The organism is Sandaracinobacter sp., assembly GCF_041909755.1.
In the GTDB taxonomy this organism is placed as follows: domain Bacteria; phylum Pseudomonadota; class Alphaproteobacteria; order Sphingomonadales; family Sphingomonadaceae; genus Sandaracinobacteroides.
This window is the reverse complement of record NZ_JAYRCW010000079.1, coordinates 1-11117: the sequence shown is the minus strand read 5'-3', so window position 1 is coordinate 11117 and position 11117 is coordinate 1. Positions and strand designations below refer to the sequence as shown.

Genomic DNA, 11117 nt, shown 5'->3' with positions numbered 1-11117 from the left:
GTGCTCCATCAGCCCTTCTTTTCCTTCTTCTTGTACATCGCCAGCATCCGTTCGGTGACGGCGAAGCCGCCGAAAATGTTCACGCTGGCCAGCACAACCGCCAGCAGCCCCAGCCATTTGGCAAGCGGGCTTCCCGCAGCGGCGGCCGCGATCAGCGCGCCCACGATGATGACAGAGGAAATGGCGTTGGTGACGGCCATCAACGGCGTGTGCAGCGCCGGCGTGACGGACCAGACGACGTAATAGCCCACGAAGCAGGCCAGCACGAAGATGGAGAGGATGGAGATGAAGTCCATGGTCGGTCTCCTCAGCCCTGAAGGCCGGGGTGGACGATCTGGCCGCCCCCGGTCACCCTGATGGCTTTCACGATGTCGTCGTCGTCCGGCAGCACCAGCCTTTTCGCGTCCTTGTCCCAGAAGGTCGTCACGAAAGTCAGCAGGTTGCGGGCAAACAGGGCCGAGGCATCCGCCGCCAGCCGGCTGGGATAGTTCGAAAAGCCCAGGATGATGACGCCATTGTCCGTCACCACCCGCTCGTCCGCCTTCGATCCTTCCACATTGCCGCCCTGCACCACGCTCATGTCCACGATCACCGATCCCGGCTTCATCGTCGCCACCTGCGCTGCCGTCACCAGCCGTGGCGCGGGGCGTCCCGGAATAAGGGCCGTGGTGATCACGATATCCTGCTTGGCGATCGTCTCGCTCACCAGCGCGGCCTGCTTCGCCTTGTAGGCGTCCGACATTTCCTTGGCATAGCCGCCCGCCGTTTCGGCGGCCCTGGTTTCCTCATCCTCGATGAAGACGGGCTTGCCGCCAAGGCTCTGGATCTGTTCCTTGGTCGCAAGCCGCACATCGGTTGCGGACACCACCGCGCCCAGCCGCCGCGCCGTGGCGATGGCCTGCAATCCGGCGACGCCCACGCCCATGATGAAGGCGCGCGCGGCGGAAATCGTGCCCGCCGCCGTCATCATCATCGGAAAGGCACGCCCATAGGCCTCGGCCGCGTCGATCACCGCCTTGTAACCGGCAAGGTTCGCCTGCGACGAAAGGATGTCCATCGATTGCGCGCGGGTGATGCGCGGCATGAACTCCATCGCCAGCGCCTCGACACCGCCCGCTGCATAGGCCGTCAGCCGGTCCTTCGACGGATGCGGGTTCAGGCTGGCGGCCAGCACTGCGCCCGATGGCAGCCCGGCCGGCTCCGGCCCCTGCACGCCCAGCACCAGCCCGGCGCCAGCCAGCACGTCCGCGCGCGCGCCAATCGCCGCACCGGCATCGGCGAAGGCCGCATCGGGAATGTTCGCCCCTGCCCCGGCCCCGGCCTCAACCGCAACCGTCGCGCCGAGCGCCTGATACTTCTTCACCGTTTCAGGGGTCGCGGAGACGCGCTTTTCCCCTGCAGCCGTCTCGGCCAGCACTGCAATCTTCATGCGCTTCCCCTGCGCGGTGTGAGAGGATCAGCCCGGTCAGGCTCAGGCCAGAAAGAGCGCCATGCCGATCAGCACGATGACGATCAGGATGACCGCCCATTTCGTCAGCCCCAGAAACCCGGAGTAGACCGTGCGATTGTCGGCTGCGGCGGATTCCCAGCCATTCTTGATGTCAGCCATTGTTCTCCCTCTTTTGACCGGCGCTGCGGCAATAAGTGCCACGCGGCTTCGATAACAATAGCGCTACTGATAGGCGAACGGAAAGCCCAGCTTTCAGCGCTCAAAGCCCGGCATGGGCCAGCGCGTCCGCCTGCCGGCCAGCGACGGCCGCAACATCGAAATCATCCATCAAGCCCCTGAAAAGCCTGTGCCAGTTCAGCTCCGCGCCCAGCTGGATGAACACCCCGCCAAGCCCGATCGCGGCCCGGTCCATGAATACGAATTCCGCCGGGATCGTCACGGTTCCCAGCCTTTTCAGTTCCTTGTGCACCTGCTGCGCCGTCGCCCGGCCATATTCGCCGGGCCGCCCGTCCAGATCGATCGGTCGCACCCGGTCGTCCAGCAGCGGGCCATAGAGGAAGCGCGCCCACACCAGCAGCACGTCGCGGATTTCCGCTGTCAGCCCCTTGAAGCCCCACAGCTCGAACGCCTCGCCCGCGCGCCGGTCATTGCCGGATTCGATTGCCGCATACAGCTCGTTGACGCCTTCGATGAAGCGCGGCGGAAAGATGCGCACGCAGCCGAAATCCAGGAGGTTCACCACCGCCGCGCCGGCATCGGCGGACGCGACCGTATAGTTGCCCAGATGCGGATCCCCATGGATCACGCCGAAACGATAAAAGGGCCGGTACCAGGCGAGGAACAGCGCCTCGGCAATGTTGTTGCGGACGGCAGCCGGGGCCTCCTTCCAGTCGAGAAGGCGGGTGCCTTCCAGCCACTGCATCGTCAGCAGGCGGGCGGTGGACAGCGCTTCGAAGGGTTGCGGCACATTGGCATGCCCTTCCCCCTGAAGCAGGTGGCGATAGAGCAGCAGGTGCTTCAACTCCCGCGTATAGTCCAGTTCCTCCCGCAGCCGGGCGGCCAGCTCGTCGCGGATCTGGCTGGTGTCGATCGACCCATCGACCCTGCGAAACAGCGACAGCAGCAGATCAAGCTGCCCAAGGTCGGCCTCGACCGCCGACGACATGTCGGGATACTGCAGCTTCACCGCGACCGTCTCGCCGGATGGCAGCGTCGCCCGGTGAACCTGCCCCAGCGAAGCCGCCGACACCGCGTCGGGCGTGAAGTCCGCGAACCGGCTCCGCCAGTCCGCCCCCAGTTCGCCCGCCATGCGACGGCGCACGAAGCCCTGCCCCATCGGCGGCGCGTTCGCCTGCAGTTCGGCCAGTTCCCGCGCGAATTCGGGCGGCACGGCATCGGGGATATTGCCCAGGATCTGGGCGAGCTTCATCAGCGGGCCCTTCAGCTCCCCCAGCACGCGCTTCAGTTCGGCCGCATTGCGCGGATCATCCAGAGAGCGCCCGCCCGCACGGGCGACAGCGGCCCCGGCCGCGAAGCCGCCAAGGTTCGCGCCGACTTTGGCAAAGCGGGCGATGCGCCCCGTCAGGGTGGATTGATCAGCCATCGGCCGCATCTAGGCGCACGGCATCCCCTGCGCCAGTGCAGCGAATCGGCCGGTCAGTCGAAGTTGAAGCTGGTGATCACATCCTTCTGCGTCGCGCAGCCGAACGTCCCCTTCTTCCGCTTGGTCTTTCCCTTCGAATCGACCGACACGATCTCCACCTTCGCCCGCATCGAGGCGTAGCCGTCGCTCTTCACGTCGGTATCCTGCACGTCGCGGATTACCACATCGCTGGCGCCCGCCGCCATCGCCTTGGCCTTCGCCTCCGTCAGGCAGACCTGCTGAACCCGTTCGCGCGGATCGGATGGCAGGGGCGGCGGGGCCGGGGCGGCAGCCTCAGCGGGCACCGATGCGGCGGCAGGGGGCGTCACAGCGGCAGGGGGTGTCACAGCGGCAGGGGGCGTTGCTGTGGCAGGGGGCGTTGCTGTGGCAGGGGGCGACGCCGGATCGCTCTGCGCCAGCGCCGCCGAAGCCGCCGCAACAGTCACCGTCAGCATCGCAAGGTGTCGCATATCCATGATTTCCCCCCGTCGTTCCGTTCCGAACGCAACACATATACGGATTCGCGGGCGTGAATTTACCATAACCGGGCAATTGCCGTCTGCTGCCAGGCAATGCCCGGCGGATGACGCGCAACAAAAAAGGCGGGGTTTCCCCCGCCTTTTTCATGTCAGCGATTGCGACCTGTTCAGTGCGCGATGCCGGCCCACACCCGACGATAGGTGAGGAAGGCGAGCAGCGACAGGATACCCAGGAAGATGATCGCCCCGACACCGACCTGCCGGCGCGTTTCCAGTTCCGGCTCGGATGTCCAGCGCAGGAAGGCGACGACATCCTTCGACATCTGGTCGACACTGGCGTTGGTGCCGTCGGCATAGCTGACCTGGCCGTCGTTCAGCGGCTTCGCCATGGCGATGTTCACCGAGTGGAAATAGGGGTTGAAGTGCAGCCCCTGCGGCACGTCGAAGCCCTTCGGCGGCGCCTTGTCATATCCGGTCAGCAGCGAATAGACATAGTTCTGGCCATCCGGACGCGCCTTGATGATCAGGCTGAGATCCGGCGGCAGCGCGTTGTTGTTCGCGGCCCGGGCGGCAACCTCGTTCGGGAACGGGTTAGGCCAGTGGTCAGACGGCAGCGCCGGTCGCGTCGCGGCCTCGCCCGTCTGCGGGTTGATCGACGGAACCTCCTTGGCCTTGGCCAGCGCCTTCACCTCGGCGGCGGAGAAGCCGATTTCCGAAAGGTTTCGGAAGGCGACGAGCCTGAGGCCGTGGCAGGCCGAGCAGACTTCCTTGTAAACCTGGAAGCCGCGCTGGAGCTGGGCGCGATCATAGGTGCCGAACACACCCATGCCCAGCGGCCCGTCATGCTGCCAGTGGGCCGAGCGGGCATGCTCGTGGATGGCCTTGATCGGGTCAGCCGGCACATCCTCCCGCGGCAGCAGGGCTGCCACGAGCAGGGCGATCACAAAGACGAGGCCGGCGCCGAAACCGAGAAAACGAACCATGGTGGATTGACCCCTTATTCAGCAGGCGCCGCAGCTGCACCGGCAGCGGCCGGGGCATGCGCACCATCCTTGTGGCCCGCCTTCGCGAACACGCTTTCCGCGATGCTGTTGGGCAGCGGCAGCGGCTTCTCGATGAAGGAGAGGATCGGCAGGATGATCAGGAAGTGGGCGAAATAATAGGCGGCCGCGATCTGGCTGATCCGCACATAGGGCTCTTCCGCCGGCGCGCCGCCGCAATAGGCCAGGATCAGCACGTCGACCACGAGCACCCAGAACCAGATCTTGTACATCGGGCGATAGGCCGTGGACTTCACCCGGCTGCTGTCCAGCCAGGGCAGGAAGAACAGCAGCAGGATGGAGGCGAACATCGCGATCACGCCCCACAGCTTCGCCGGGATCCACAGGAAGTTGATCGTGAAGGCGCGCAGGATGGCGTAGAAGGGCCAGAAATACCATTCGGGCACGATGTGCGCCGGCGTGGAAAGCGGGTTCGCCGGGATGTAGTTGTCCGGGTGGCCCATCGCGTTCGGCATGAAGAACACGAAGGCCGCGAAGAACAGCAGGTAGATGCAGATCCCGAAGAAGTCCTTCGCCGTGAAATAGGGGTGGAAGGGTAGCGTGTCCTGCGGACCTTGCACCTCCACGCCTGCCGGGTTGGTGGAGCCGGGGATATGCAGCGCCCAGATCTTCAGGATCACCACGCCCAGGATCACGAAGGGCAGCAGATAGTGGAGCGAGAAGAAGCGCGTCAGCGTGGCGTTGTCAGGCGCGAAGCCGCCGACGAGCCAGGTGCGGATCGCTTCACCCACCAGCGGGATCGCGGAGAACAGCGAGGTGATCACCTGCGCGCCCCAGAAGCTCATCTGCCCCCAGGGCAGCACATAGCCCATGAACGCGGTGGCCATCATCAGAAGGAAGATGACGACGCCCAGCATCCACACCACTTCCCGCGGGCTCTTGTAGCTTCCGTAATAGAGGCCCCGGAAGATGTGGAAATAGACCACGATGAAGAAGAAGCTGGCGCCGTTCATGTGCATGTAGCGGATGAGCCAGCCGGAATTCACGTTCCGCATGATGTGCTCGACCGAATCGAACGCGGTCGAGGTGTGGGCGGAAAAGTGCATCGCCAGCACGATGCCGGTGATGATCTGCACCATCAGGGCCACCCCGGCGAGAACGCCGAAATTGTACCAGTAGTTGATGTTGCGCGGCACCGGATAGCCGGCGCCGACGGCGTTATAGACCAGCCGCGGCAGCGGCAGCCGCTGGTCGACCCACTGCATCAGCGGATGCTTGGGTTCGTAATGATTTGCCCAGGGAAAGCTCATGGGATCATCCGATCTCGATCAGCGTGGGGGACTTGAAGGCATAGTCCGGCACGACCAGGTTGGTCGGCGCGGGGCCCCGGCGGATGCGCCCGGCGGTGTCATAGTGCGAACCGTGGCACGGGCAGAAATAGCCGCCATAGTCCCCCTTGTTCTCGCCCTCGGCAGCGCCCAGCGGCACGCAGCCAAGGTGCGTGCAGACGCCAAGCGTCACCAGCCAGTTGCGATGGTCCGCCTGGGTCCGGTCATCCAGCGTCTGCGGATCGCGCAGCTCGGACAGCGGCACCTTGCGGGCTTCGTTCTGCTCGGCGGCGGTCAGGTTCCGCACGAACACCGGCTTGGATTGCCAGATGGTCTTGATCGCCTGACCCGGCTGGATCGGCGAAAGATCGACTTCCACCGTCGCCAGCGCCCGGACGTCGGCCGACGGATTCATCTGATTGACGAACGGCCACGCGACGGTTGCAGCGCCGACGCCCGCGAAGGCGCCCGTCGCCACGTAGATGAAGTCCCGCCGGCGAACGGCGTCGGGGCCTTCCGTCGCGGCTTCTGTATGAGTTGCCATGCCCTGTCCCTGAAATGGATTTCTATGAACTGGATTCCGGGGCCTTTAGCCACGGGGGGCCGGGCTAAGCAATGGGCAATGTTGGCGCACCTCGCGCAGTGCTAGGGGCCGGGGCATGTCCAGCCATCCTCTCGATTCGCCGTCACCGGGCCTCGCCACCGGCCCGGTCCGCTCAGTTCTCGTCTTCTGCGGTTCGTGCAGCGGCGCCGATCCGCGCCACGCCGCGCTCGCGGCAGAGGTCGGCGCCCTGCTCGCTGCCCGGGGGGTCGCCCTCGTATATGGCGGCGGCGCGCTGGGGTTGATGGGCGAATGCGGGCGCGCGGCGATCGCGGCCGGCGGGCGTGTCGAAGGGGTGATTCCCCGCTTCCTGAAGGATTGGGAAGTGGCCGAACCGCTTTGCGACGAGATGATCGTGGTGGACAGCCTGCACAGCCGCAAGCAGCTGATGTTCGAACATGCCGATGCGGTGCTGGCGCTGCCCGGCGGGCTGGGCACGCTGGATGAACTGGTCGAGGTGTTGTCCTGGCGCAACTTGCGCCTGCACGCCAAGCCGGTGTGGCTGATGGGCGACGGGGATTTCTGGCAGCCGTTCCTGGCGCTTCTGGATCATGTCGTCACCGCGGGCTTCGCCGGGCCGGATACCCGGACCTATGTCGAATGGCTGCCGGATACGCCTGCGCTTGCGGCGGCCCTTTCCCTTCCTTAAGGGACGGCGCAACAATCCAGCGCACAGACCGAGGTGGCATGAGCAAGATCAAGGTGAAGGGCCCAGTCGTCGAACTCGACGGCGACGAGATGACCCGCATCATCTGGCAGTGGATCCGCGAGAAGCTGATCCTGCCCTATCTCGATATCGATCTCCGCTATTACGACCTCGGCATCGAGGAGCGGGACCGCACCGAGGACCGCATCACGGTGGAAGCCGCAAACGCCATCAAGGAGCATGGCGTGGGCGTGAAATGCGCCACCATCACGCCGGACGAGGCGCGGGTGGAGGAATTCGGCCTGAAGCGGATGTGGAAGTCGCCCAACGGCACCATCCGCAACATCCTGGGCGGCGTGGTTTTCCGCGAGCCCATCGTCATTTCGAACGTGCCGCGGCTGGTGCCGGGCTGGACGGATCCGATCGTCGTCGGCCGCCACGCGTTCGGAGACCAGTATCGCGCCACCGATTTCCGCGTGCCCGGCGCCGGCAAGCTGACGATGAAATGGGTCAGCGAGGACGGCAAGGACGAGATCGAGCATGAGGTGTTCCAGTTCCCCTCCTCCGGCGTCGCCATGGGGATGTACAACCTCGACGATTCGATCCGCGATTTCGCCCGTTCGTGCCTGAACTATGGCCTGATCCGCGAATGGCCGGTCTATCTGTCGACCAAGAACACCATCCTCAAGGCCTATGACGGCCGCTTCAAGGATCTGTTCCAGGAGGTCTACGACAAGGACTTCAAGGCCCAGTATCAGAAGCTCGGCATCGTCTATGAGCATCGCCTGATCGACGATCTCGTCGCGTCCGCCCTGAAGTGGAGCGGCAAGTTCATCTGGGCCTGCAAGAACTATGACGGCGATGTGCAGTCCGACATGGTGGCGCAGGGCTTCGGCAGCCTCGGCCTGATGACCTCGGTTCTGCTGACGCCCGACGGCAAGACGGTGGAAGCCGAAGCCGCGCACGGCACCGTCACCCGCCACTATCGCCAGCACCAGCAGGGCAAGCAGACCAGCACCAACCCGATCGCCTCCATCTTCGCCTGGACGGGCGGGCTGAAGCATCGCGGCAAGCTGGACGGCACGCCCGCCGTGACGGAATTTGCCGAAACGCTGGAGCGCGTCTGCATCCAGACGGTCGAGGAAGGGAAGATGACGAAGGATCTCGCCCTTCTGATCGGCCCGGATCAGGCCTGGATGACAACCGAGATGTTCTTCCAGGCGATCGTGGACAATCTGGACAAGGAAATGGGCAAGGCCGGGGCCTGAGCCGAGTCCTTGTTTCATCGACGTTCGAGGCCCCGCCGGAGACATCCGGCGGGGCCTTTGCGTTCGGTGGTGAACCGGTCTGGCGTCCGGCGCTCCGACTTGGCATGACACGGCGATGCCGTCCAAGCCCGCACCGTCAAGGCCGCTGGAGCGCTTGATCCCGGATCGGGCGATCGGCTGGCTTGCGCTGGCGTTGCTGGCGGCCGTGCTGGCCGCAATCGCGCGCGGACGGTCGCAGTGGGGCGATGCGCCGCCCGCTGTCTGGGCTCACCTGCTGCTGATGTGCCTGGTGCTGATCATCACCCCCGCCCAGATGTGGCTGGCGAAGGGGCGGCCCCTGCATCGGCTGCTCGGCTGGGTCTGGGCGCTCGCAATGCTGGGCAGCGCGGTGATCACCTTCGATATCCGGCTGACGGCGGGCGGTGGCTTCAGCCTGATCCACCTCCTGTCGGTCTGGGTGCTCATTCAGACGCCGATTCTGGTGTTGCAGGCCCGGCGCCATCAGGTCGCCGGCCACAGATCCCGGGCGCGCGGCCTGTCGATCTTCGCCCTGCTGGTGGCGGGGTTCTTCACCTTCCCCTTCCACCGGATGCTGGGCAACTGGCGTTCGGCTGAGGGCGCCTCAGCCCGGCTGGGCCGGGCGCTTCAGCAGCGGTGCGAGCAGCAGTCCCGCCAGAAATCCGCCGATATGCGCCCAGATGGCGATGCCGGATTGCCCCGGCGTGTTGAAGGCAACCGCCGTCAGCAACTGCAGGCCCACCCACAGCGCCGCATAGCGCAGCGCGCGCACCGTCTCGCCCGAGATATGAAGGCCAAGGAAGGTCGCGGGGTCCTCGCCCGTGCGCGCGAACAACAGGGCATAGGCGGCAAACACCGCCGAAATGGCACCCGACGCCCCGATCACCGGCACCACGGATCCGGGGCCGATGGCCACCTGCAAGGCGCCGCCCGCAATGCCGCCCGCGAAGAACAGCAGCAGGAATCGCGCGCTTCCGGCGAACACCTCCACCTGCCGCCCCACCCAGGCCAGGAACACCATGTTCATGGCCAGATGCACCGGCCCGCCGTGCAGGAAGATGTGGGTGATGAAGGTCAGCGGCGCGGGAACCGGGCTGTCGGGCAGGCCCACGACGGCGCCGGTGATGCGGGCAGGCACCAGCCCGCCCATGTAACTGATGGTGCGTGCGAACCCTTCCCCCATCAGCAGGTTCAGCAGCTCGATGCCCACGCACAGGATCAGGATGATCCGCGTGGCCCATGGTGCGGGCAGGGCCCTTGCGGCCGGCCCGGAAACCGGATCCGAAGCGCCCCCCTCCAAGGCCCGGACCCTAGCGGAACTCGACCGAGTCGATCAGGTAGCTGCGATCGCCGGACGGCGTCACCACTTCCACTTCCTCGCCCAGCTTCCGGCCGATCAGCGCGCGGCCCACGGGCGAATTATAGCTGATACGGCCGCGCTTGGCGTCGGCTTCGGTCTCGCCCACGATCTGATAGGTGATGGGCTTGTCGTCCTCGTCCAGCAGGCGGACGGTGGCGCCGAACACCACCTTGTCGCCGGACAGGGTGGTGGGATCGATCACGATCGCGCGCGCAAGCTTGTCCTCCAGATCGGCGATCTGCGCCTCGATCTGGCCCTGACGCTCCTTGGCGGCATGATATTCCGCGTTCTCGGACAGGTCGCCATGGGCGCGCGCTTCCTCGATCGCTTCGACATTCTCGGGCCGCTCGACCTCTTTCAGATGCTTGAGCAGCTTCTGGAGCATCACATGGCCCTCAGCCAGCATCGGAAACTTGTCTATCGTTGCCATGCGTGTGCAGACTCTCACTCGAAAAAGAACGGGCTCCGACGGAGGGCGGGACCGGCACCTGCAAGACGCCGCTCTGGATCACCGGACCGTTCGGAAGGTTGCGCTAAAGCCGAAATCGGGCATCAACTTTAGGGAGAGTGCAGGATTTCCGCAAGTGCGAGAGCCCGGGCCGTTCAGGCGGCCCGGCTCGCTCAGGCGGCATGATGCGCCTGCAACGGTTTCACCTCGATATCCCGGGCCTTCAGCGCCGCGATCGCCTTCACCGAAGCGACAGAGGCCGCCGCCGTGGTGAAGATCGGCACCTTCTGCGCCCAGGCCGCCGTCCGGATCGTTTCGGAATCCTTCAGGCTCTGCACGCCCTCCGTCGTGTTGAACACCATGGCGATGGTGCCGTTGGTGATCGAATCGACGATGTGCGGCTGGCCTTCCAGAACCTTGTTCACCACCGAAACGGCGACACCCTGCTCTTCCAGCCACTTCGCCGTTCCGCGCGTGGCAATCAGGTCGAAGCCCATGGAATCGAGGCCCCTGGCCGCTTCCAGGATCAGCGGCTTGTCGCTGTCCTTCACGGAAATGAACACGCGGCCCTCCATCGGCAGATGCGTGCCGGCCGCCAGCTGGCTTTTCGCAAAGGCCATGGCGAAGTCGCTGTCGATCCCCATCACCTCGCCGGTCGATTTCATCTCGGGGCTCAGCACCGGATCGGAACCGGGGAATCGGGCGAACGGGAACACGGCTTCCTTCACCGCGATATGGCCGCGCCCCTTCGGCTCCAGCTCAAAGTCGGACAGCTTTTCACCCGCCATCACCCGGGAGGCGATCTTGGCATAGGGGCGCCCCTGCGCCTTGGCGACGAACGGCACGGTGCGGCTGGCGCGCGGGTTCACCTCGATC

Annotated in this window: 12 protein-coding genes and 1 pseudogene; 2 read left to right on the top strand and 11 right to left on the bottom strand. The window is 65.4% G+C overall.

Annotated features, from left to right (window positions below; all coding sequences use genetic code 11):
* Positions 1 to 8: 8 nt before the first annotated feature.
* From ACE3O8_RS10570 to petA, 8 genes are all read right to left on the bottom strand, one after another.
* The gene (locus tag ACE3O8_RS10570) at positions 9 to 296 is read right to left on the bottom strand and encodes an NAD(P) transhydrogenase subunit alpha (RefSeq protein WP_374389528.1); all 288 of its coding nucleotides are present in this window, start codon (positions 294 to 296) and stop codon (positions 9 to 11) included.
* Positions 297 to 307: 11 nt separating this feature from the next.
* A complete protein-coding gene (locus tag ACE3O8_RS10565) occupies positions 308 to 1429 on the bottom strand; it encodes an NAD(P) transhydrogenase subunit alpha (RefSeq protein ID WP_374389526.1) in 1122 nt (373 codons plus the stop codon).
* Between the two features lie 42 nt (positions 1430 to 1471).
* Entirely contained in the window at positions 1472 to 1609 is a 138-nt protein-coding gene (locus tag ACE3O8_RS10560) for an aa3-type cytochrome c oxidase subunit IV (RefSeq protein ID WP_374389524.1), read from the bottom strand.
* Positions 1610 to 1709: 100 nt separating this feature from the next.
* Entirely contained in the window at positions 1710 to 3053 is a 1344-nt protein-coding gene (locus ACE3O8_RS10555; RefSeq protein ID WP_374389522.1) for an ABC1 kinase family protein, read from the bottom strand.
* 53 nt (positions 3054 to 3106) lie between these two features.
* Positions 3107 to 3421, bottom strand: coding sequence for a hypothetical protein (locus ACE3O8_RS10550; RefSeq protein WP_374389520.1), 315 nt, complete (start codon positions 3419 to 3421; stop codon positions 3107 to 3109).
* Between the two features lie 317 nt (positions 3422 to 3738).
* Positions 3739 to 4554: a cytochrome c1 gene (locus ACE3O8_RS10545; RefSeq protein WP_374389518.1), complete on the bottom strand. Its 816-nt coding sequence runs from the start codon at positions 4552 to 4554 to the stop codon at positions 3739 to 3741.
* Positions 4555 to 4568: 14 nt separating this feature from the next.
* Positions 4569 to 5882, bottom strand: coding sequence for a cytochrome bc complex cytochrome b subunit (locus tag ACE3O8_RS10540; RefSeq protein ID WP_374389516.1), 1314 nt, complete (start codon positions 5880 to 5882; stop codon positions 4569 to 4571).
* 4 nt (positions 5883 to 5886) lie between these two features.
* Positions 5887 to 6444 carry a ubiquinol-cytochrome c reductase iron-sulfur subunit gene (petA, locus tag ACE3O8_RS10535; protein WP_374389514.1) on the bottom strand — a complete coding sequence of 186 codons (558 nt, stop codon included), beginning with the start codon at positions 6442 to 6444 and terminating at the stop codon, positions 5887 to 5889.
* A 115-nt stretch (positions 6445 to 6559) separates the two neighbouring features.
* On the opposite strand from petA, the gene ACE3O8_RS10530 reads away from it, so the two are divergent.
* Complete coding sequence (locus ACE3O8_RS10530; RefSeq protein ID WP_374389512.1) at positions 6560 to 7150, top strand: TIGR00730 family Rossman fold protein; 591 nt, start codon at positions 6560 to 6562, stop codon at positions 7148 to 7150.
* A gap of 38 nt (positions 7151 to 7188) precedes the next feature.
* Positions 7189 to 8415 (top strand): NADP-dependent isocitrate dehydrogenase, encoded by a 1227-nt coding sequence (locus ACE3O8_RS10525; RefSeq protein WP_374389510.1) that lies wholly within the window; start codon positions 7189 to 7191, stop codon positions 8413 to 8415.
* Positions 8416 to 9037: 622 nt separating this feature from the next.
* On the opposite strand, the gene ACE3O8_RS10520 is transcribed toward ACE3O8_RS10525, so the two are convergent.
* From ACE3O8_RS10520 to ACE3O8_RS10510, 3 genes and pseudogenes are all read right to left on the bottom strand, one after another.
* Entirely contained in the window at positions 9038 to 9733 is a 696-nt protein-coding gene (locus ACE3O8_RS10520; RefSeq protein ID WP_374389508.1) for a rhomboid family intramembrane serine protease, read from the bottom strand.
* A gap of 10 nt (positions 9734 to 9743) precedes the next feature.
* Positions 9744 to 10223 (bottom strand): transcription elongation factor GreA, encoded by a 480-nt coding sequence (greA, locus tag ACE3O8_RS10515; RefSeq protein ID WP_374389506.1) that lies wholly within the window; start codon positions 10221 to 10223, stop codon positions 9744 to 9746.
* 191 nt (positions 10224 to 10414) lie between these two features.
* A pseudogene (locus ACE3O8_RS10510) lies at positions 10415 to 11117 on the bottom strand (carbamoyl phosphate synthase large subunit); the annotation flags it as partial.